This window comes from Amycolatopsis solani, from assembly GCF_033441515.1.
Taxonomy (GTDB): Bacteria; Actinomycetota; Actinomycetes; order Mycobacteriales; family Pseudonocardiaceae; genus Amycolatopsis; species Amycolatopsis solani.
Window position 1 is genome coordinate 258,904 of sequence record NZ_JAWQJT010000004.1, and the last position, 21,291, is coordinate 280,194.

Sequence of the window (21,291 nt, forward strand, 5' to 3'; positions counted from 1 at the left end):
GATGACAACTCGTGACCGACCTGCATCTCGAACCGGAGTTCCGCTCCCGGTCCACGGTGGTGACCGCCGGCGGAGCGCTGACCCCGGCGACCGCGTCCCGGTTGCGTGATGGGGTCCTCAAGTTCGCGACGGACGCGCCGGACTGCGTCGTCGTCGACATCCGCGACCTCACCGTCGAGCACGAACGGCTGCTCAGCGTGTTCGCGGTGATCGCCGCGCGGATCGACGACTGGCCGGGCGTGTCGTTCGCGTTGGTCGCGGACCGGCCCGAGCACGTCGCGGGTTTGCGGGCCCGGTCGATCGGCGAGTTCGTCGCCGTGCACCCGGACGTGGTCACCGCCGAGCAGGCGCGGGACGAGGCTCCACGCCGGCGGGCCGTCCGGGAGCTGGCGCCGACGGTGTCGGCCTCGGCCCTGGCGCGGCGGTTCGTCGCCGAGACCTGCACGCGGTGGGCGGTTCCGGAGTACACCGAAGACGCGCAGCTGATCGCGACCGAGCTGGTCGAGAACACCGTCGAGCACACGACTTCGCCGGCCCGGGTGCGGCTGGAGCTGCGCCGCGCGCTGATGCGGGTGGCGGTGGCGGACGACGATCCACGGCCCGCCGTGCGGCGCGAACGCCTGACGCCGGTCGAGCCGGGCCTGGGCCTGCAGCTGGTGGCGCAGACCGCGCGGACCTGGGGCTGCAGCCGCTCCTGGCTGGGTGGCAAGGTCGTCTGGGCGGTCCTGCGGTCCCCCGATCCGTCAACGAAAGGTAGCCATGGTCAGTGAAGTCGACGTCGTTCCGGTGACCGCCGAGCAGGCCTTCCTGCTGCGCGTGTCGGGGACGCTCAACGCGGGCACGGCCGAGACCGTCCTGCGAAAGCTGACCGACGCGACAGCGGTGCTACCCCCGCCCTGGCTGGTCGTGCTCGACCTGCGTGATCTGGAACTGCTGTCCGCGGCCGGGGTGCGGGCGTTGGTCAGGTTCGCGACCGAGCGCGCGGATCACGGTGTCCGTTCGGCGGTGCTGCTCGACCTGGCGAGCCTCAACGCCCGGATCCTGCGCGGCGCGGTGCCGGCGGCGACGCTGCCGATGCACACCAGCGTGGACGAGGCCGTCAACGCGACGCCCCTCGGTGAGCCCGAGTTCGAGCGGCTCGGCGACCAGCTGGCCGCGCTGACCCGCGTCCTGCTGGACGCCACCAGCGTCGGGCAGGCCCTCACCCAAGTCGTGGCCGCCACGACCGTGATCGTCCCGCACGCACGGCTGGTCAGCATCACCCTGCGCGATCCGGGCGGGCGGTTCTTCACCCCGGTCGACGCGCCCGACGTCGCCGCCGACCTCGACGACGTGCAGTACCGCACCGGGCAAGGTCCGTGTCTGGACGCGGCCACTCCGGACGGACCGGCCTACGCCCTCGAGCAGGACCTGGCCCGGACCACCTCGTGGCCGCAGTTCGCCGCCGTGGCCACCGCGCACGGCCTCGGCGCCGTACTCTCGACCGCGATCGTGCCGCCGTCCGGCCCGGCCACCATCAGCGGCGCCCTCAACATCTACGCCCACCGCGACGGCATCACCGACACCGACCGCCACCGCGCGCTGCTGCTGGCCACCCACGCCTCGCTGGCCCTGCAACACGCCCGCAGCACCGAAATCGCCGAACTCGAACGCGCCGACCTGCGCCGCGCGATCGCCTCACGCGACGTCATCGGTCAGGCGAAAGGCATCCTCATGGCCCGCCAGGGACTCGACGCCGACGCCGCGTTCAATCTCCTGCGACGCACGTCCCAGGACCTGAACGTCAAACTGACCGACATCGCCGCCGGCCTGATCGGCAACCACACCGCGCTGGCTCCGCCCGACCACGGCTGACGGTTTCGCCGCTCGCTCTATGGGGTAGACACGCCGAGTTGCGGGGCGAGGACAGGGGAAAGCCGATACCGGGAGGTGGCGGCGGTGGGCATCTCGTTCGAACCGGAGCGCTTGGGCGTCATCCGCCTGCAAACCAGCAGGGGCATCGTGGCTCTGGCGTTGTCGGGCGAACTGGACGCCGGAACGACGCCGAAGCTCGCCAGCACTGTCGTCCAGGTCCTCAGCGAAGAGCCCGAAGTCCTCGTGCTGGATCTGTCACGGGTGACTTTCATGTCCGTTGCCGGTGCGCGCTCGATCCGCCTCACCCACGACACGGCCGGCGCCACCCGGCTCCGCGTCGTGACCGGCGGCAGCCGCCCAGCGGAGCACGTGCTCCGGGTCACCGGGTTCGCGGCCGTGCTCGACTGCTACCCCAGCCGTTCCGCGGCGCTGTCCGCCGGCAGCCGCAGGTCGTTCGTCAATCAGGCCAAAGCCAGCTGGAACGTCGGCCCCTGACCGGTTGCGCCTGCATCGAGGCCAACCCGGATCTGGACCTCGGGGTCGCCGACATCGCCCGGGCCGCCGGCAGCGGAGGCGGAACGGTCACCGAGATCGCGATGCACCGGGGCAACGTCGATCTCAGCCGCTTCGCTGCCGACTACCGCGAGTCCTATGGCGAGCTTCCGCACGTCGCGTTGCGACGCCTGGGCCTGGAAGACGCCTGATCCCCCTGCTCGTTCCCGCAGCCGAACGGGACCTGACGGCCCCCTTCAGGCGACGTCGGGATCGCCGGAGTGGTGCTCCAGCCCCACCACGCTCAGGACGTGGTGGGCGACGGTCTCCGGCGGCGCGTACAGCCGCAGCGACGCACGGCGCGCGAGCAGCACGGCGATCGCGGCGCTGGCGAGGTGGGACACGCCGATGAGGTCGACGGTCACCGTGTGGGTGCCGCCGAGGGTGTACCGGTCGAGTTCGGCGGCGAACTTGTCCGCGGTGGTGCCGTCGAGCGGACCGTGGACCGCGACCCGGTTGCTGGGTGCGTGCGGCTGGTCGAGCAGGAGCGTCAGCTCTTCCGGAGCCGTGGCCGGGGTGGTGCCGGTGAGCTGCTCGGCGGTCAGCAGCCGCGACGGCCGGGACAGGCGGTGGTGCACGGTCGCGGTCGTGCCGGCCGGCCCGGGGTCGATGTCCAGCTGGTCGACGAACTGGCGGGTCATCGCCAGGCCGAGGCCGCCGTGCTCGCGGAAGCCTTCGCTGCCGGGGCGCGCTCGTTCGCGCCACTTCCCTTCGTCGGACACTCGCATGCGCACGCGCCCGTCGGTCGTCAGTTCGGCGGTGAGGGTCGCGGTGCCGCCAGGAATGTCGGGGTGGGCGTGGTCGGCGGCGTTGGTGACCAGCTCGACGGCGGCGTGGGTGAGCGTCAGGATGTCCTCCGGTCCGGTCCCCAGCCTGGTCAGCCACACGGTGAGGGCCTTGCGGACAGCGGTGATCGGGTTGTCGCCGTCGGCGAAATCGAGCTTCAGCCGCAGCGGCGCCTGGGCCGCGTGGCACTGGGCGGCGAGGAGGGTGATGTCGTCGGTGTGCCCGGTGTCGCGCACCAGCAGCTCGAGGATGTGCGTGCACGCCCGCTCCGCGGTGAGCTGCTCGCTGTCGCTGAACGTGTGCCCGGCCACGGCGTCGGCGGCCACCTGGGCCAGCTCGACCATCGCGGCGGCCGGTTCCCGGCCGGGGCGCTCGATGATCCCGTCGCTGTAGAGCAGCACCAGATCACCGGGGTCGAGCCGGTCGGTCGAGGTCGCGTAGACCGCGCCGGTGCCCAGCGGGCGAGTCCCGGCCGCGGGCAGGAAGCGGGTCTTCGCCCCGGCGATGATCAGCGGCGGCGGGTGCCCCGCCGAACACCAGGAGAAGGTGCCGTCGGCCGGGTCCAGCACGACGATGCAGACGGTCGCCGCCCGTGCTTCGGGCACGCGGGTGGCCATCCGGTCGACCGCGGCCAGTGCGACCAGCGCGTCCCCGGACTCGTCGAGCCGGTCCTGCAAGACCGCGCGCAGCTGCCCCATCGCCGCCGACGCCGCGACACCGTGCCCGACCACGTCGCCCACGACGAGCGCGACCCGGCCGCCGGACAACGAGATGGCGTCGAACCAGTCACCGCCCGCGGCGTCCGCGGCGTCGGCGAGCAGGTAGCTACCGGCGATGTGAACCGACGGCAGCACCGGCAGTCCCGGGGGCAGCAGCTGTCGCTGCAGCGCGGTGATCGTGTCACGCGCGTTGTCGTAGCGGCGCTCCGCGTCGAGAGTACGTTGCTGTTCGGCCTGCCTGAGCCGGACCTGTTCGGTGACGTCGGTGGCGATGCCGGTGACACCGACGACGGTGCCGCCGGCGTCGCGGTAGGGCTCGGCGATGAAGTCCAGGAAGAACTCCCGGCGCGCTTCGGGCTCGTCGCCGTCGACCTGGAAGCGCCATTCGCGGCCGATCTGCACCTCGCCGGTGGTGAACACCCGGTGCACCAACGGGCTGATCCGCTGAGCGGTCAGCTCCGGGAGCAGTTCGTCGAAGGTCCGGCCGATCACGTCGTCTCGGCCGGCGAAGGCCCGGAACGCCGCGTTCGCCCCCACGGTCCGCAACTCGGGGCCCTGGTAGAAGGCCACGAGCATGCCCATCGCGTCGAACCGCTCCCGCACGACCGCCGCCGGGCCCACCCGCTGGTCCAGCTCGTCCATAGCTTCCTCACCTCTGCGCACCTCGGCGCGGCCGTGCCCGACGCCTGCCGTCCTCCGTCGAGGTACCCGCGACCGGAGCGACAATGCCACCGAATCGAGATCGCCTGGACTTCGGCGATGGAGTGAGCGCAGCTCGGCCCGAGTGCAGGAGACGTTCAAACCAGCCCGGCGCTGCCGGACACCACGAGGGGCGTCTCGCCGGCTTGCACCGGGACCGCGGGCCGCACGAGGGTTCGCCCCGGCGCGGGCGGTGAACAGGCCGAGGGCGATCATGCCGACGCCCAGCCCCAGGTGCAGCCAGTTGTCCGCGGTGTTGACCGGCACGAAGTTGGCGTAGCTGCCGTGGTCGACTGGCAGAACCGCCGTTTGTCCACCACCGCGCCGGGTACGGGGAGGTCATGACCCTCAGCACGGCGTGCACGGTCTGGCAGGTGCGACAGTCGACGACGTGCTGCGCACCGGTCTCGCGCTGCCACCGGAAACCGATCCGGCCACGCTCGCCCGCGCGGATCCGGCGTTCATGCCGGAACTCCGACGCCGGCTCAGCACCATTTCCTCAACCCTCCTCGATGTGAAAGGACCACCAATGTCCGGCGGTGACTCCCTGATGTTCGTCGGGACCGCGACGACGGTGCTCCGCCTGGGCCCGTTCACGTTCCTGACCGACCCCAACTTCCTCCACCGCGGCCAATGGTCCTACTTCGGCCAGGGCCTGTTCTCCCGCCGCCGCACCGAACCCGCACTCCAACCGGCCGAACTGCCACCCCTGACCGCCGTACTGCTCTCCCACCTCCACGGCGACCACTTCGACCGCATCGCCGCCCGCGAACTACCCCGCGACGTCCCCATCCTCACCACGAACCACGCCGCCACCCGGCTGCTCCGCCGCGGCTTCCACGCCCCACTCCCCCTCGCGACCTGGATGAGCGAAACCTTCACCGACGGCGACGCCCACGTCACGATCACCTCCGTACCCGCCCGGCACGCCCCCGGCCTCATGCAGCGCATCCTCCCGCCGGTCATGGGCAGCGTCATCGAATACCACGCCGGCCCGGACACCGACCCGCTGCGCATCTACATCAGCGGCGACACCGTGCTGCACGACGAACTGCGCACCATCCGCCAGCACTTCCCCGACCTCGACCTCGCCGTCGTCCACCTCGGCGGCACCCGAGCGTTCGGCGTCCTGGTCACCCTCGACCACCGCGGCGGCGTCGATCTGCTGAACCTCCTCGAACCCCACCACGCCGTCCCGGTCCACTTCGACGACTACGGCCTCTTCCACTCCCCGATCTCGAACTTCCTCGAAGAGGTCCGGATCCGCAAACCAGCCACCCGAATCCACCTCCTGCAGCGCGGCGAGTCCCTGCCACTCTGAAGGCGGGTTCCCGAAGACAGCGGCCGCATGGCGGTCGAGCCCCCGGCGCACCGAGGCCGGGCAAGAGCACGATCGGGCTACGGCTCCTGCGGCGAGCGCCCGCACCAGCCCATGTCGCAGACGGTGGGCCACCAGCCGCGCCCGTCGATCCGGACGCTGCCGCGGCTCGACGTCACAGAATCGGCTTCCCACCGGTGACCGCGATGCGCGCGCCTGACACGTAGCTACCGTCGTCGGAGGCCAGCAACACGTACACCGGCGCCAGCTCCGCCGGCTGTCCCGCCCGGCCCAACGGCACCTGCTGCCCGAACGATTCGACCTGTTCCGCGGGCATCGTCGACGGGATCAGCGGCGTCCAGATCGGCCCCGGCGCCACACTGTTCACCCGGATCCCCTTCGGGCCGAGCAGCTGCGCCAGCGCGGCGCACATGTTGGCCACACCCGCTTTCGTCACGTCGTAGGGCAGCAACTGCGGAGTCGGGTTGTCGGAGTTCACCGACGAGCTGCCGATGATCGACGCCCCCGGCTTCAGGTGCGGCACGGCGGCCTTCGCGAGGTGGAAGAACGCGCTGAGGTTCGTCGCGAGCGTGTGGTCCCACTCTTCGTCCGGGATTTCTTCCAACGTCTCGTGCGTCATCTGGAAAGCGGCGTTGTTCACCAGGACGTCGAGCCGGCCGAACTCCTCGACCGCCCGGTCGACCAGAGCGCGGCAGTGCGCCGGATCGGCGACGTCCCCGGGTACCACGACGGCCTTGCGCCCGGCCTCTTCGACCCAGCGCCGCGTCTCCTCCGCGTCGTCGTGCTCGTTCAGGTAGGAGATCAGCACGTCGGCGCCTTCGCGCGCGTAGGCGATCGCCACAGCACGGCCGATCCCGCTGTCCGCTCCGGTGATCAGCGCGGCCTTCCCGGTCAGCTTCCCGGAACCGCGGTAGGTGCGCTCCCCGTGGTCGGGGTGCGGGGTCATCGCGGCGGTGGTTCCGGGCGGGCTTTGCTGCTGGGCGGGCTGGGACACGAGCCGGCTCCTCGGTCGACGGATGCGCGAACGCTTCCCTGGTACCCCCGGCCCCTCCTTTCACACGACGTGCGACCGCATTCACCCCGGACGGTTAACCGCCCGCCAACCGGGAACGCATTCCAGAGCCTCGGACTCCATCAGCCATCGCGGAGGAAATCCTGTTCCGTCGCCACCGAGAGAGAAGAACGATGAAGACGGCAACCGCGATAGTGGGCGAGACGGCGAGCGAAGTGGTTGCTCTGGCACTGACCGCCTCGCAGGTCCCCACGCGATTCATCCGGAAGTGCTGGACCGGCACGGTGCTCGAGTCCGCCGCCGGACACAGCGTGACCGGCGTCGCCGACGGGATGTTCGGAGCCCACCTGTCCATCCTCGGCCAGGACGACCGTGGCGGAATGACCATCCGAGCCGGGCGGCGAACAGTCGCTCCGGACCGGCGATCCCTCGCCGCGGCGTTCCCGCGGGCGACCGGCACGCTGGTCGTCTTCCTGCACGGACTCGTCGAGACCGAGCGCAGCTGGTTCCGCGGTTCCGGCTCGCCGGCCGACTTCGGGACACGGCTCGTCGAAGACCTCGACGTCACCCCGGTCTACGTGCGCTACAACTCGGGCCGGCACGTCGCCGAGAACGGCGACGACCTCGTCACACTGATCTCGCAGCTGGTCGACGCATGGCCGGTACCGGTCGCCGACATCATCCTCGTCGGCCACTCCATGGGCGGACTGGTCGCCCGCAGCGCCCTCCACCAAGCGCCCACCCGTCGCGTGCCGTGGCTTTCCCGCGTGACGCGCCTGGTGTGCCTCGGCACCCCGCACGTCGGCGCTCCCCTGGAGCGAAACGTCGCCCGGCTCGCCGGCCTCCTGAGCCGATCACCACTGACTGCCCCGCTGACCCGGCTGCTCGCGATGCGCAGCAACGGGATCAAAGACCTCGCCCACGGCCACGTCCACCACCAGCCAGCGGACCACGACCCACCAAATCCGGTACGACCGGCTCCCCCGGCACGCCTTCGACGCCTGTTCGTGTCCGCCACCCTCTCACGCACCGAGGGAAGCAGGTGGGGGCGCGTACTCGGGGACCTCCTCGTGGCGCCGGTCACCGCAGCAGACCTGGAAGAGGACGCCGAGGTCGTGTGGCTCGGCGGGCTCAACCACTTCGCCCTGCTCCACGCCGACGCGGTCTACCGAACGATCGTCGACTGGTTGCGCGTCAACCGGCCGCCTTCGGGACGAAACACCCGGACAACGGGACGGAGCACCGATTCCCGCCGTTCGAGGGTGGCCGGGATCAGTCGGGAAAACAGGTGATCGGGCAAAGCGAAACTCCACTCTGCTGCGCCGAAGGTCGCGTGCGAGGACGGGGGATGGCCGATACCGCGTGGCGTCCGGGCGGATCCCCTGCTCTACTCGGCGACCACCCGGACGGTTTTCAGTTCGGAGTCGGCCGGGTCGGGCAGTTCCATTCCGGCGTCCAGCCCGCTGCGCAGGTAGTCGAGGATCGGCTTGGTCAGCACTTCGCCGGGCAGAACGGCCGGCGCGCCCGGCGGGTACGGCGTGATCATCTCGGCGGCGACCCGGCCCGGCGCTTCGTCCACGGGAACCTGCTCGACGCGGCCGAAGAAAGCGTCACGCGGAAGCATCGCAGTACGCAGCTCGAACTCCTCCGGCGGCGGAATCTCGATCACCGGGGGTGCCGGGAATTCCGGTGCGGCTTCGAGCAGTGCGTCCAGCGCGCTGATCAAGACCTCCGCGGTCTGCTCGTCGTCGGAATGGTTGAACAGCGCCACGATCCGGCGGTGGTCGGACAAACCGACGGTGACCTTCCGGTGGTCCCTCAGCCAATCCGCGGCCTGGTAGCCGCTGATCCCCAGCGGCCGCAGGTCGACGACCACCTTGAACGGGTCGACCGACGCCGCCAGCTCCGGGCCGAGGAACTCGTCGTGCAGCACCGTCAGGCCCATCCCGGTCAGCCGGGCCCGCACCGAACCGACGAGCTCGAGCGCGGCGGTCAGCAGCTCGCGGCCCTGCTCGGCCATCTGTCGCCGCCAGCCGTCCAAGGCCGCGTACACCAGCGAGCTCGGACTGGTCGTGCCCAGCAGGTCTTCCCGCGCCTTGAGCACGTTCGGGTCGACGAGATCACCCTGCAGGTGGAACACCGAGCTCTGCTCCACCGCCGCACCCATCTTGTGCACGCTCGTCACGCACACGTCCGCGCCGGCGAACATGCCCCACGGCGGCAGGTCGTCGTGGAACGGCAGGTGCGCGCCCCACGCTTCGTCGACGATCAGCGGAATCCCGCGCTCGTGGCAGGCATCGGCCACCGCTCGGATGTCGCCGCAGGTGCCGTAATCGGTGGGCGTCACCATGAGCGCGCCCTTGACGTCCGGAGCACGCTCGTAGGCTTCGAGGTATTCGCGGGGGCCGGGCGGATGGGTCATGCGCTGCTCGGCGTCCCAGCGCGGCCGGACCCAGACCGGTTCGACCCCGCTCACGATCAGCCCCGAAACGACCGACTTGTGGACGTGCCGCGGGATCAGCAGCTTCTCGTGCGGGCCGGCGACGGCGAGGACCGCGCTCTTGACCGACAGGGAGCTGCCGCAGGTGGAGAAGAACGTGTGGTCGGCGCCGACGGCGTCGGCCATCAGCTTCTGCGCTTCGGCGAGGACACCGTGGCGCATCAGCCGGTCGTCGAGGCCGTTGAGCGCGATGACGTCGGAGGCGAACACGTCCGCGCCGACGACGTTCAGCACCCGCTGGTCGACGCCGCGGCCCTGCTTGTGACCGGGCGCGTTGAACGGCACGAAACCCGCGTCGCGGTAATCCCGCAACGCGTCCAGTACCGGGGCTTTGCTCTGGTCCATGCTGAGCCGGTTACCCGCTTCCACGGGCACGACACCTCGATCGAAGCGGCCCGAGCCTGGAAGCCGACGAGCTCAAGCAACCGCGGAGGCCGCGCCGCCCAGGATTCGTCCCAGCGGACCGCGCGGATCAGCCGCAGCTTTGCCGAGCAGGGTCGCGACTGCGAAGTCGGCGGCCAGCCCGTCGAAGGTCCGATGGCGTCGTAGCATCGCATGGCCGCCGTTGCGCACCTGGATGACACCGACCTGTGCGGTGTGCGCGAGACGTTCGGCTGCGGCGTGTGCCCGCTGCGGGCTGGCCACGCGATCGGCCGAGCCGTGCACGAAGAGAACCTTGCGACCGGGCGCGTCGACGTCACCGTCTTGCGGATGGACCCACGGAGCCAGTGCGACGACGCTGCGCACATCGTCGGCGCCGGCGCTCAGGATCGCCGCTCGTCCGCCGAGGGAGTGTCCGATCAGGCCGATCGGGGTACCGGACGGCACCTGTTCCCGGATCCGGTCCAAGGCCCAGCGCACGTCGTCGACCGGCGTGTGCTTGCCGTCCCAGCCGCGTACCGAGTTCAGCAGGCGCCACACCGCCAGGCGTCCGCGGCCGGCGTGGGCGACCCGGTGCGCGATCGGGATCATCCGTACGACCGACAGCTGCGTCGGGCTCACCGGCATCGCGCCGCCGCGACTGCCACCGCCGTGCAGCACCACGACGGCTGCGGTGGCGGACCGCGGAATGCGCGTGGGAAGGAGACGGGCGGAGACCTGCATCCGATACGTCCTCGATGAATTGTGCCGTCTGGGTGGCCGTGCGGGCGCGGGGTTCGGGAGCGCGCCGCGCCCGCACGGTATGCGGCCGTCACGTCTGCCTGTGGGTCAGGCGCGCGGCGAGGTCCGAGGCCGAGTGGCGGCGGTGATCAGGCCGAGAGCGATCATGCCGACACCGAGGCCGAGGTGCAGCCAGTCGTCGGCGGTGTTGACCGGGACGAAGTTGGCAGCCGAACTGTGGTCGACCAGCAGTCCGTACAGCCACAGCACGAGGTAGATCACCCCGCCGCCGATCAGGAAGCCGCGCGCACCGCGCGCGGTCCGGGCCAGGGCGAGCCCGGCGACGCCGAAGAGCAGGTGCACGATGTTGTGCAGGACCGACACCATGAACAACCCGAGCAGCATGGCCATCGAGTCGTGGCCGGCGAAGGTGAGCTGGTCGTAGTTCGTCGTCAGGCCGGGGACGAACCCGGCGAGCCCGACCAGCAGGAACACGACTGCGACGACGGCGGCGACGAGCTGCGTGGGAGAACGGGTCGAAGTGGTGGCGCGGGTACTGGTCATGGCGAGCCCTTCTGGTCGGTTCGGTGAACGGCAGCGAAGCTGACGTCCGGTGGCCGGCCGGGTGGCGTGAGCACCTCTGACGCAGCACCGAGAACACCGATCTGCCCCGACATCGGTGACCTCCTTTGCATCGGTTCGGATCGCCGAACCGCTCGCATACCCGGCCAAAGCGACAACAAACCGATGCGCACGGCATTCGGAGAACTACCGGACCGTCATCCGCGCCCGCGGCGGGTTACGTTTGCTCCACTGGCGTACCAACCCCGTCAAGCGGTTCCGCGGCGACTCCCTCACCTGCTGCGGCATCCGGTGTGGCGCAGCGCCCGCCACACCGGGCGGGGCCGTGGAGTGGTGCTGGTTCCCGGCTTCTTCGGCGGGGCAACGAGCGGCTGATCATGCTCGGCTCGCCGAGCCGCAACCCGCTCGGTGGGCGCACGACTCGCACTGAACGGGTCATGACGAGCGGCCCCGTCCGATCAACGCTACCGTTTTCCCGTGTCGGCTTCCCCGCCTCGGCCAGGAGACGACGGCATCGCAGTGCTCGACACCGGCGAAGCCGTCGTCGTCATGATCACCGGTGAACTGGACATGGTCAACGCACCAGCCCTGCGCACCCAACTGCACGAGCAGCTCGAACGCCGCCCCCGCGGGCTCATCCTCGAACTCGACGTCTCCTTCTGCGCCTCAGCCGGACTGCAGGTCGTCGCCGAAGCCGCCACCCTCACCTTCGACCTGGACATCCCGTTCGCGGTCGCCACCGCCTCCGCGAACGTGCTGCGCGCACTGAGCATCGGGCGCCTCACCGAGGTCGTCACGATCACCGGCAGCGTCGCCCAGGCTCGCACATGGATCCGCGACCAGCCCCGCCGTACGTAAGACAGGCCGCTCCGGGTACTCGATCGTCGGCTCGGCAAACGCCTTCACACCGAGACACAATCGGCGACCGGCTATCCGGGACCTAGCCGTCGTGGTCCAAGGTTTGGCTGGGTGGCACTCCATAAGCATGCCTGTAACCGGTGGCGAACCGGCCCGGGTTGGAGAACCCCCACCGGTAGGCGGTGGCGGTGACCGAGTCGTGCGCCCGGTCCGCGGCGAGCAGTTCGTGGTGGGCGCGGTCGAGGCGAACCCGGCGCAGGTAGGCCATCGGGGTCGTGTCGAGGTGACGGCGGAAGGCGAGCTGGACGGCGCGGGGGGTGACGAACGCGGCGGTGGCGATGTCGGCGACCGTGATGTCGGTGTGGGCGTTGTCGTCGATGAACGCGATGGCGCGGCGGAGGGTGTCGGGGCGGGCGTCGCGGCTGTCCTGACCGGTGGGGTGTTTCGGGACGCCGGCGGGGAAGACTTCGAAGATGGTGGCGGCCAGGTGCCGGGCGGCGCTGCCCATGATCAGCGGGCTGGCGGCGGCCAGCTCGTTCTCCAGCAGATCACGCGCGTAGGCGGCGGTGCGCTTCCAGAGCTCCGCGGCGGCCGGGGAGACCGGACGCAAAGTGTCGAACCTCAGGTCGGGCGGGGGCCGGCCGGGGAGCGTCCCGACGGCTTCGGAGAGGGCGTGGGCGGGCACGGTGAGGATCGTGGCCCGGAAGTCGAGGCAGCGGACCTGGTAGTCCCCGTGCGGGAAGCTGCCCAGGAACGCGTCACCGGGGACATAGCGTTCGGTGTTCTTGCCCAGTTCCGCTTGTGTGCCACCGGTGACGAGCGTGGTCACCGAAAGGTCGTCGGTGCCGTCGAGGTGCAAGGTCAGGTCCGGGGGCATGGTGAAGTCCACGTAGCTCAGTCCGCCCGCGCTGACCTGGGAGATGGACACCGGCGATACCCGGGCCAGCCGGCCCGCCTTCGGGGGTTGGGCGCGGTACATCTGGCCGATGAAGTCCTGCGCCTCGTCCGGATCGGTGGTGGCGAACTGGAAACGCTGCCGGCCGCTGTCGGGTTCCGTCGCTGGTTGCTCGGCCACGTTCCGTCCCCTTCCGAGCCTCGATCCGCCGTGGTGGGGTACCGGCCGAGGGCCGGTGAAACGAAGCATTTTCCTCTCGCGCACACCTTTGTCAAGGTATGGCGAGCGCATCACCAGTGCAGCCGCGCGTCAGCCGGAACGGAGTCCGCGGCGCTGGAAATTCGGTGACGAGCTCGCCAACTCAGCGATCTCTTCCCGTCAGCTTTCCAAGGCGACAGAGCGGGAGGCGAGCAATCCGGACACGTGCAGCCCGCGCTGGATCAGCGCCCCGGCGCCGCGGAAACGCACCTGCTCTCCACGCCGGCTGAGCGGCTCCGTGACCACCGCCAACGCGTGCAGCCCGGCCGCCGAGAAAATCCCTAGCTCCGCGACGTCGACCTCGCGAACGCCCGCCTGGATAGCCGCGCTCAGCACGGCGGCGAAGCGGGCGGCGTTGCTGCGGTCGATGTCTCCGGTCAAGACCAGCCGGTCCGGGTGCCGGTAGGCGGCGAAGACGACGTCTTCGACCTCCGGCGCATGGATCCGAAGCAGCGCGTCGAGGTCGTCGCCCGTCTCGGTGGCGAGGTGGTAGCGGCACAGCACGGCCACCGCCGTCGCGTCCGCCAGCTCGGTCAGATCGCGTTCGTGCGCCATCCTGGCCGCCCGCTCCGGGGCGATCACCCGCAGCGCGGGTCCGTCACAGGCCAGCGCCAGTCCCGCGTAGCCGTCGGCGCGAGCGCGCCCGAGCCGGTCTTCGTGCCACGCGCGCAGGACAGCGGGATGCCCGCCGGTATCGGCACGCACCTCCGCCGCGTCGACCAGTGCGACACCGTCAGGATCGAGCTCGGCGGATCCGAGGAGCTCGGCCATGGGCCGGACTGGGCCGGTGTGCTTGTAAAGGACCCGAAAGCCCCGATCGAGGGCCGCGCCGATCCACGCTCCGGTCCGATCTCGCTCGACCCGTGGCGAGGAGTAGACGAGCATCGAATGCCCCTCGGGGGACATCGCCGGCGGACTGTCGCACGTGGACTGCTCGGCATCCATTCCCATCGCCCGGACCTCCCGCGGCGAACCGTCGAACCGGACTTCGAATCACCACCGTGCCCCGCTCGAACTGCCGCCCGCACCACACCGAACGAAGCGGTCCGGGACAGAAAACGAACCACGGCGTCGGCCCTCATCCGACAGCGCCAGGTTCCGGGCCGGAGGACGGCTGGGCCGTGAGACGTCGTCAAGCCCCGTCCTGGGCAGGCGGATCGTCCGGGCCGAACCGCTCGTGGCTGCTCGCGGTCTCGGGGTAGTCGGGGTCGTTCGTGAGGTGGTCGAGCTCGACCAGTGACAGCACCATGTCCGCCGTCGTGCCGCGCGGGGCGAGCAGCCGCAGCTCGGTGCCGTTCTCGGCCCGCATTTCCCGGATGTCGACCGGCTCGCCGGTGGCGTAGACGCGTTCGAAGATCTGCATGATCTGCTGCTCTTCGAGGTCGGCGAACACTTCGCGGATCGGCAGCCCGATCACCTCCGACCGGCCCGCGTACGCCCGGTAGGCCGCACTGGCCGCGGCGAGCCGCATGTCCGGTCCGTCGAGACCCAGCACCAGCACGGGCATCTGGTCGAACACCTGACGCACCAGCCGCGGCTCGCCGATCTGCCGGTCGAGGATCGCGTCCTCGCCCTCCTGCTCCGCTGCCATCGACGTCCTCCGTGCCACTCGCCCCCGGACACTCATGGTCTACCAGCACTCACCGCGAGCGGCATACCGGCCGACGCTCGCCGTACCGATCAGCAAGCCGCGCCTGAACAGTGAACAATCGGACGAAGGACCGCCGAACCGACGCAGGCGACCGCGGCCGCGTGGCAGCGATCCTGACGACCAGCCGTAGAAGTACCGGGGGCCATCTGTCCACCCAGGCGGCGCTCGCCCGGATGCCGGTGCAAGGCGTTTAGCCGACCGAGCTGCGACGCTCCGGACACCGCGACCACGGTGACCGTCGGCGACGTGAATCGAGGGCTCGGCCGACCTACGAGAGCTGCTCACACAACAAGTGCAGCTGCCGGCACGACTCAGGATCCGCGCTGACAGCCAGAACTAGTGCGGCCGTCGACCCCGAGCCATGGAGACGTTCGGCATGTACGGGGTGCCGACGGAAGTTCTGGTCACGACCGATCCGGACATGACCGGACCGATCGAGATCGAGGACGGTTTCCAGTTGCTCCTGCCCGGGCACACGAAACTCGCCGGCGATGCAACGCCCGTCGACCTCGTCGCCTATCACCAGTTCAAGTCCCTGCCGGACGGTCTTGTCGGCAAGCTCTGCGCGCTGTTCCCCGCGGCAACGCCGATGGAGATCGTCGACGGCCACCAAGTGCATCTGTCCATCGAGTTTTCGTCCGCCCTCGAAATGATCGCCGCTGCCGGCTGAACGCGAGGTCCGCGCTCTACTGGTGATCGACGTGATCGGCCATGGCGGTGCGCAGGTCATCGGGTGCCGGTGCGCCGGTGTCGGCGAAGAGGGCCAGGGCCCGGTCCTGAACGGGCCGGGCGGCGGAGTCGCCGAGGGCGTGCAGGGCTCGGCCGCACACGGCCAGGGCGCGGGCCTCGCCCAGGCGGTGGCCGGTGTGGCCGTGACTGGTCAGTGCCTCGCGGGCGTGGGTGAGCGCCCTGGGATGTTCGCCCTCGGCTGCGGCGATCTCGGCGAGCTCGGTCAGGGCCTGTCCTTCCACGACCCGGAATCCGCTGCGCCGGGCCAGATCGAGCGCTTGGGCGGCATGCGCGCGGGCCTCGGTGTGGCGGTGCTGTGCGCGCAGGACGGCGGCGAGACCGAGGAGGGTGTCGGCCTGGACACGGGTGTAGCCCGACTGCCGGGCCAGCAGCACCGCGTGGTGCTGGAGGTCGGCCGCCCGCTGGTCCTCACCCAACCCGTGGTGGGCCGCGGCGAGTCCGTTGACGATGGTGGCACGGACCGAGAGCCGTCCGGTGGCGTCGATGAGTTCGTCGGCGCGTTCCCCGAGTTCCAGTGCGATGTGGTGGTTCCCGAGGTCCCGCTGGATCATCGCGATGGTCGCCAGTGTCATCGCGTGGCCGACCCGCGATCCTGCCGGGGCCTCGGCCGTCAGCGCCCGTTCGAGGACTTCCAGGCCTTCCCGCAGCAGGCCCATTTCCCAACGGACCACGCCGAGGGCCTGGCGCGGCAGCGTCGGGGGCTCCCGGCGCCATTCGAAGCGCGGGTTCATCCGCAGCGCCAGTTCCAGCAGGCCGGCTGCCTCGGCCAGCCTGCCCATGTCCCGGTAGACCTTGCCGATGGCGGCCAGGACGGTCGACTCGGCGGGAGCGTCGCGGTGCGTACGGGTGATGCGCAGCATGACGGTGTAGTGCCGCAGGGCCTCGTCCAGCCGCCCGGTGCTCCAGCTCCACAGGCCCAGGCCACCGTGGGCCCAGCCCTCGCCGGTGGGCCAGTCCGCCTCCCGGCTCAGCTCCAGCGACCGGGCGTAGTGGTCTCGCGATTCCTGGTACCGGGCCATGTCCCAGGACGCCAGGCCGAGGGCCGTGTGCATGGCGGCCTGACCACGTCGGTCGCCCTCCGCGGCGGCGGCGTCCAGGGCGGTGCGTGCGGCGGTCTGCCACACCGACCGGGGCAGGCAGAACCAGAAGTACCGGTACATCGCGTCGGTGAGGTGCCAGGAGAACGCACGGCAGTCGTGGCGGGCGGCGTGATCGATGGCGGCGAGCAGGTTCGCGCGCTCGCCTTCCAGCTGTTCGAGGTCGTGCGGCCCGGTCGCCTCCCGATCGTGTGGCGTGGGGTCGTCCACCGCGGTGGCGTCGGCTGTTCGCCCATCCGCGGCCGGTTCGGACGGTGCTTCGGCCGGGTTGCCGGGTTCCGGCGGTGAATCCGGGAACAACCACGGTCCTGCCGCGGCCCGGGCCGTGCGCAGGTACCACGCGGCCAGGCGCTGGAACGCTTCCGCGCGCTCGGCCGGCGTCTCCTCGTGCCTGGCCCGTTCGCGGGCGTACTCGTGCAGCAGGTCGTGGAAGCGGTAGCGGCCGGGGAGGTGGTTCTCGACCAGGTGGGCGGTGGCCAGGGTCTCCAGCAGCAGCCGGGCCCGCGGTTGGGCCACCCCCAGCAGCGCGGCCGCGGCCGGGGAGGTGAAGTCCGGGCCGGGTATCAGGCTCAGCCGGCGGAACAGCTGTCGCGCCCCCTCGTCCAGCGCCCGGTACGACAGGGCGAACGCGGAGCGCGGAGCGCAGGAGGGGTCGTCGTCGAGCTCCAGCGCGGCCAGCCGGTCCCCTTCCGCGAGCTCGGCCACGAGGTCGGCGATGCGGCGACCGGGACTGAGCAGGAGGCAGGCCGCGGCCACCCTCAGCGCCAGCGGCAGGCATCCGCACAAGAGGACCAGTTCCGCGGCCGCGCCGGGTTCGGCGCCGACCCGCTCCCGGCCGAGGAGCGCCGCCAGCAGCGCATCGGCTTCACCGGGATCGAGGACGTCCACGGTCAAGGGGACGGCCCCGTCGCGGGCGACGAGGCCGCCCAGGCGCTTCCGGCTGGTGACGAGGGTGTGACAGGACGGGCTGCCGGGTAGCAAGGGGCGCACCTGCTCGGCGGAGACCGCGTTGTCCAGCACCACCAACAGCCGCCGATCGGCCACGCGGGAACGGTAGGCGCGCGTCAGCCCGTCCAGGTCAGCGGGGATCTCCGTGGGCGCAACGCCGAGGCCGCGCAGCAGGTGGCCCAGCGCGGTCTCCGGGACCATCGGTGCTCGGTGGCGGTCGAAGCCACGCAGATCCACGAACAACTGGCCGTCCGGGAAGCGCTCGCGCACCCGGTGAGCCCAGTGCACCGCCAGGGCGGTCTTGCCGACGCCGGCGCTGCCGCCGATCGCGGAGATCACCACGGCCGGCGCGGGCTGCCCGTGACCACCCGGCGGCACGAGGGCGTCCAGCGCGGCGAGTTCGGTCGTTCGGCCGCTGAAGCCGGCGACGGCGTGGGGCAGCTCGGCGGGGACGGGCACCGGACCGGGCAGCCGGCGCGTACCGGCCGGAGCACCGGCCGCCCGCGCCTCGGCGGGACGCCGCCCGCGTTGCCGGAAAGCGTGTTCCACGACGGTGTAGCGAGGCCGCCAGTACTGGTCCACACCCGTGTGCAAAGACAGCTGAGCCGTCCGTCCGTGGGCGTGTGCGAACCGCTGGAAGCCCTCGAGCAGTCCCCGCACCACGTCCCAGTCCGGCAGCCGCCGGACGTCACCGCTGAGGATGGCGCCCACCTGGGTCTTGCCCAGCCCCACCTGCGGGCCGAGGACGCGCAGGCTCGGCCCGCCCGCCTGGGTCCACAGCAAGCGCAGATCACGGCACAACTCCCGCAGGAGCACGCCGGACATGTCCGCCTCCGCCACGCGCCTTCCCCCTCTTTGCTCTTGTTCGGCGCGGACACCCACCCGCGCCGGGGCACCGCACAGAGCAATCACACAGAGCATGCGCCGGAACGTGCCGAGGATAACGGAATCGAGCACCTCACAACCCTCATCCGTCCCCGCGGAGAGCCGTGCCTCGCTACCTCCGCAGGTGTCCGGCTGTCCGGTGGCGTCCGGCACGCCGGACACCACCGCCCCCCGCAGCCGGCTGAGACCCGTGCCACGGCCGCCGCCGTCCGGTCCCGGCACCTCCCGGCCGCCGCCTCTCCGATGATCGGCGCGTTCCTGAGAGTTCCGTTCTTCGACGAGGAGACACGATGACCGATCATCATGCGGGGCCCAGGAGCGGCACGCGCCGCTTGGTGCGCTGGAGATCCCGGGCAGCGGCCGGGGCGGTACTGGCCGCCCTGGTCTCGGCACTGACCGCGGGCACGTCGGCGGCGGCCCAGGCCGGCGACACGAGCTGCCCGCCCGGGCTGAAGTGGATCCAGTACAGCTGGCCCGAATGGAATCTGAGCTACTGGGCGGCGGACGAGTACGTGGTGAACTCGTCACAGCCCACCTTCCTGGTGGCCGAGGAGCGCTCGGTCGGCAACGGCACGGACACCGTGGCCACGGCCACCTTCACCTCCTCGGTGTCGAGGACCTACAGCCTCACCGTCACCGTCGGCGTCAGCTACACCCTGTTGGAGAAACTGACCACCACCGTCAGCGCGAGCATCACGACGAGCACGACGACCACGACCGGTGTCTCGGCCAGCGCATCCGTTCCCGCGCACGGCCGGGTGATCGGCCAGTACGGCGTCGAGGCGTACAACGTGAACTACACCTTGAACACCTACGAGTCCTGGAGCTCCACCCCGGGCGAGAACTGCTCCCGCACAAGTTCTGCTCCGGGCACGACCGTCGCACCCACGGTGTACACCGGATGGCGAGTACTGCCCGGCTGACCAGCCCGGATTTTGGAAGCAGGCGTTCTCGCCCTACTTCGGCGAAGTACCGGGCGCGCCCAGCGCCGGCCGACACCGGTAGGTCACCAGACGCTCCTGGTGACCTACCGGCGGAGCGATCGGCTATCGACCTCGGCGGCCGGAACCGATCACCAGAACATCATGAACGGTTGTTTCACAGCAGGCCGAAAACCGAGTCCAGGAGACCGCCACCGTCGCTGTCGCTGGTGCCGCCGTCGGTGCCGCCGTCGACGTTTTCGGTGCCGTCGCAGCCGACGCTGCTGTTCACCTCGGTTCCGCCGGCCCCGTCCGGTCCCGCCTGGACGTTCGACTCGTGGTAACCGGCGCAGGGAACGGTCGCGCCACCGGTCTCCGCCGACGCGACTCCGGCCACACCCAGGATGAGGGGCGCCGCCAAGGCAGCACCCGCGACGCCGAGCCGCAAAGTCTTCCGCATGGTGAGTTCCTTTCTCGTTCTTCTTGTCGTTGCGAACGTCCCGCCAGGAGTTCCGGAGGGACGACGTGCAGATAGCCGAACCGGCAGCGGATATGCGCGATAGGACGGACAAGATCGACAAGTGATTCGATCAGGGTACTGAATTGTTCGCTTTTCGCGGTTGCGGGCACGGCGAACCAGCGGCTTCCCGCCCGGCGTCACCACGCGGGAACGGCCTGATACCCGACGCCTCGCACGGTCCGGACCAGACGGGGCCGCCGAGGGTCGGGTTCGATTTTGTTGCGGAGCCGGCACACGTGGATGTCGAGCAGCCTGGTGTCCGCCGAGCGCGAGAACCCCCACACACGGCGGATGAGCTCGCTGCGGCTCACCGCTACGGGCGCTGCCGCGGCAAGCTCGCCGGAGCAAGGCCCGGATGCTCGCGGCGAACTCCGCCGCCGCCAACGGTTCCACCACGCACTGATCGGCACCGGCGCCGAGAGCCGCCACGGCTTCCGCGACGGTCGGCCGGTGCAGGATGACGACGATCGGCGCTTCGCTCCGGCGCCGGACGGCCCGGCAGAGGGTCACACCGTCCACGCCGGGCAATCCGAAGTCCACCAGCACGACGTCGACGAGCGACCGTCGACGAACACCGTTCGGATCATTGCTGGTTCACGACTCCAGGGTCCGCGGCCGCCGGAACGGCAACGGCAACGGCAACGGCAACGGCAACGGCAACGGCAACGGCAACGGCAACGGCAACGGTAGGCCGCCGGCGGCGTGCGGCGGCCTACCGGCCGGCGGCGATGTCGGGGCATCCACCGTCCGTGGCAGCGCGAACTTCGCCACCACGTGATCACAAGGTATTCCACAGAAGCGCAGGACGGCAGTGCCGCAACGCGAACGAGTGTCCCGACTGTTCAATTCGACAGCATCTGCACGAGTGCCGGCGCACAATCGATTCCTGCGCCGATTAACGAGTGCCAGGAAGGGTAAAGGGGCTTTCTCGGGTGCCGAAATCCCAGATGGGAATCATGATGACCCACCGCGCGCTCCACCGAGCGGGCTTCGCTCGCTCTCGATGGTCCACGAAACCACGGAACACCGTCCCTCGGCACCGGCTGCACAGATCGAACAGCCTGGCGCGGCTCGCCCTCGAAGTGCTGTGCGCGGGACTGCTCCTGGGCGGCCTGGCGACGACGGCCACGTTGATCGCCACGATCGCGCTGCGCTGACCATGCGCACCGGAAACAGTTGTCCGAAGACAACAGAAACGACCTCGCGCGATCACTCGCCGTCCGGCGCGTCCGGGAAGGCGGCGGCAGCGAGACCGGTGGAGCCGACCAGGACTACCGGAATCGCGCTTTCGTTTATTGAACACTGGACAACCGCTCGTCCTCCGCCATATAGTCCCGCACCACGGATGATCGCCGGTTACCGCCG

21 protein-coding genes and 2 pseudogenes are annotated in these 21,291 nt (G+C 70.6%); 10 read left to right on the forward strand and 13 right to left on the reverse strand.

Going from position 1 to position 21,291, the window contains the following annotated elements; all coding sequences use genetic code 11:
• The first annotated feature begins 11 nt into the window (after positions 1–11).
• The 3 genes from SD460_RS45320 to SD460_RS45330 all read left to right on the forward strand — a co-directional run bounded on the left by SD460_RS45320 (position 12) and on the right by SD460_RS45330 (position 2,349).
• The gene (locus tag SD460_RS45320) at positions 12–770 is read left to right on the forward strand and encodes an ATP-binding protein (RefSeq protein ID WP_290052565.1); all 759 of its coding nucleotides are present in this window, start codon (positions 12–14) and stop codon (positions 768–770) included.
• Positions 760–1,854, forward strand: a complete 1,095-nt coding sequence (locus SD460_RS45325; protein ID WP_290052567.1) for an ANTAR domain-containing protein — start codon at positions 760–762, stop codon at positions 1,852–1,854. The genes SD460_RS45320 and SD460_RS45325 overlap by 11 nt, the downstream gene beginning before the upstream one ends.
• Before the next feature lie 84 nt (positions 1,855–1,938).
• Positions 1,939–2,349, forward strand: a complete 411-nt coding sequence (locus tag SD460_RS45330) for an STAS domain-containing protein (protein ID WP_290052569.1) — start codon at positions 1,939–1,941, stop codon at positions 2,347–2,349.
• Positions 2,350–2,603: 254 nt separating this feature from the next.
• Here the strand turns inward: SD460_RS45330 and SD460_RS45335 are convergent, their stop codons facing one another.
• The gene (locus SD460_RS45335) at positions 2,604–4,553 is read right to left on the reverse strand and encodes a SpoIIE family protein phosphatase (RefSeq protein WP_290052571.1); all 1,950 of its coding nucleotides are present in this window, start codon (positions 4,551–4,553) and stop codon (positions 2,604–2,606) included.
• A gap of 267 nt (positions 4,554–4,820) precedes the next feature.
• Positions 4,821–4,910: pseudogene (locus SD460_RS46925) on the reverse strand (DUF4383 domain-containing protein); the annotation flags it as partial.
• A 229-nt stretch (positions 4,911–5,139) separates the two neighbouring features.
• On the opposite strand from SD460_RS46925, the gene SD460_RS45340 reads away from it, so the two are divergent.
• Positions 5,140–5,931, forward strand: a complete 792-nt coding sequence (locus SD460_RS45340) for an MBL fold metallo-hydrolase (RefSeq protein ID WP_290052573.1) — start codon at positions 5,140–5,142, stop codon at positions 5,929–5,931.
• A 172-nt stretch (positions 5,932–6,103) separates the two neighbouring features.
• Here the strand turns inward: SD460_RS45340 and SD460_RS45345 are convergent, their stop codons facing one another.
• The gene (locus SD460_RS45345) at positions 6,104–6,895 is read right to left on the reverse strand and encodes an SDR family oxidoreductase (RefSeq protein ID WP_290052616.1); all 792 of its coding nucleotides are present in this window, start codon (positions 6,893–6,895) and stop codon (positions 6,104–6,106) included.
• A 239-nt stretch (positions 6,896–7,134) separates the two neighbouring features.
• Here SD460_RS45345 and SD460_RS45350 point away from each other — a divergent pair, with 239 nt between their 5' ends.
• Positions 7,135–8,253 (forward strand): alpha/beta hydrolase, encoded by a 1,119-nt coding sequence (locus SD460_RS45350; RefSeq protein ID WP_290052575.1) that lies wholly within the window; start codon positions 7,135–7,137, stop codon positions 8,251–8,253.
• 95 nt (positions 8,254–8,348) lie between these two features.
• Here the strand turns inward: SD460_RS45350 and SD460_RS45355 are convergent, their stop codons facing one another.
• From SD460_RS45355 to SD460_RS45365, 3 genes are all read right to left on the reverse strand, one after another.
• Positions 8,349–9,806, reverse strand: coding sequence for an aminotransferase class I/II-fold pyridoxal phosphate-dependent enzyme (locus tag SD460_RS45355; RefSeq protein ID WP_290052576.1), 1,458 nt, complete (start codon positions 9,804–9,806; stop codon positions 8,349–8,351).
• 72 nt (positions 9,807–9,878) lie between these two features.
• A complete protein-coding gene (locus SD460_RS45360) occupies positions 9,879–10,565 on the reverse strand; it encodes an alpha/beta hydrolase (RefSeq protein WP_290052578.1) in 687 nt (228 codons plus the stop codon).
• Positions 10,566–10,670: 105 nt separating this feature from the next.
• Positions 10,671–11,126, reverse strand: a complete 456-nt coding sequence (locus SD460_RS45365) for a DUF4383 domain-containing protein (protein WP_318307744.1) — start codon at positions 11,124–11,126, stop codon at positions 10,671–10,673.
• Positions 11,127–11,621: 495 nt separating this feature from the next.
• On the opposite strand from SD460_RS45365, the gene SD460_RS45370 reads away from it, so the two are divergent.
• The gene (locus tag SD460_RS45370) at positions 11,622–12,002 is read left to right on the forward strand and encodes an STAS domain-containing protein (RefSeq protein ID WP_290052580.1); all 381 of its coding nucleotides are present in this window, start codon (positions 11,622–11,624) and stop codon (positions 12,000–12,002) included.
• Between the two features lie 82 nt (positions 12,003–12,084).
• Here the strand turns inward: SD460_RS45370 and SD460_RS45375 are convergent, their stop codons facing one another.
• The 3 genes from SD460_RS45375 to SD460_RS45385 form a co-directional block, all read right to left on the reverse strand.
• Positions 12,085–13,077, reverse strand: a complete 993-nt coding sequence (locus SD460_RS45375) for a helix-turn-helix transcriptional regulator (RefSeq protein ID WP_290052581.1) — start codon at positions 13,075–13,077, stop codon at positions 12,085–12,087.
• A gap of 198 nt (positions 13,078–13,275) precedes the next feature.
• The gene (locus SD460_RS45380) at positions 13,276–14,106 is read right to left on the reverse strand and encodes an MEDS domain-containing protein (protein ID WP_318307745.1); all 831 of its coding nucleotides are present in this window, start codon (positions 14,104–14,106) and stop codon (positions 13,276–13,278) included.
• 181 nt (positions 14,107–14,287) lie between these two features.
• Entirely contained in the window at positions 14,288–14,746 is a 459-nt protein-coding gene (locus SD460_RS45385; protein WP_290052583.1) for a PAS domain-containing protein, read from the reverse strand.
• A gap of 421 nt (positions 14,747–15,167) precedes the next feature.
• Here SD460_RS45385 and SD460_RS45390 point away from each other — a divergent pair, with 421 nt between their 5' ends.
• The gene (locus SD460_RS45390; protein WP_290052585.1) at positions 15,168–15,476 is read left to right on the forward strand and encodes a hypothetical protein; all 309 of its coding nucleotides are present in this window, start codon (positions 15,168–15,170) and stop codon (positions 15,474–15,476) included.
• A gap of 16 nt (positions 15,477–15,492) precedes the next feature.
• Here the strand turns inward: SD460_RS45390 and SD460_RS45395 are convergent, their stop codons facing one another.
• Positions 15,493–18,426, reverse strand: a complete 2,934-nt coding sequence (locus SD460_RS45395) for an ATP-binding protein (protein ID WP_290052587.1) — start codon at positions 18,424–18,426, stop codon at positions 15,493–15,495.
• 395 nt (positions 18,427–18,821) lie between these two features.
• Here SD460_RS45395 and SD460_RS45400 point away from each other — a divergent pair, with 395 nt between their 5' ends.
• On the forward strand, positions 18,822–19,409 hold the full coding sequence (locus SD460_RS45400) for a hypothetical protein (protein ID WP_290052589.1): 588 nt from the start codon (positions 18,822–18,824) through the stop codon (positions 19,407–19,409).
• Positions 19,410–19,584: 175 nt separating this feature from the next.
• Here the strand turns inward: SD460_RS45400 and SD460_RS45405 are convergent, their stop codons facing one another.
• From SD460_RS45405 to SD460_RS46935, 3 genes and pseudogenes are all read right to left on the reverse strand, one after another.
• Entirely contained in the window at positions 19,585–19,866 is a 282-nt protein-coding gene (locus SD460_RS45405) for a hypothetical protein (protein WP_290052591.1), read from the reverse strand.
• 197 nt (positions 19,867–20,063) lie between these two features.
• Positions 20,064–20,336, reverse strand: a complete 273-nt coding sequence (locus tag SD460_RS46930) for a winged helix-turn-helix domain-containing protein (protein WP_354670605.1) — start codon at positions 20,334–20,336, stop codon at positions 20,064–20,066.
• Between the two features lie 4 nt (positions 20,337–20,340).
• A pseudogene (locus tag SD460_RS46935) lies at positions 20,341–20,436 on the reverse strand (hypothetical protein); the annotation flags it as partial.
• A 76-nt stretch (positions 20,437–20,512) separates the two neighbouring features.
• On the opposite strand from SD460_RS46935, the gene SD460_RS46940 reads away from it, so the two are divergent.
• Together SD460_RS46940 and SD460_RS45415 are read left to right on the forward strand one after the other, a co-directional pair.
• Entirely contained in the window at positions 20,513–20,704 is a 192-nt protein-coding gene (locus SD460_RS46940; protein WP_369077416.1) for a hypothetical protein, read from the forward strand.
• 178 nt (positions 20,705–20,882) lie between these two features.
• A complete protein-coding gene (locus tag SD460_RS45415) occupies positions 20,883–21,083 on the forward strand; it encodes a hypothetical protein (protein WP_290052596.1) in 201 nt (66 codons plus the stop codon).
• The last annotated feature ends 208 nt before the right edge of the window (positions 21,084–21,291 follow it).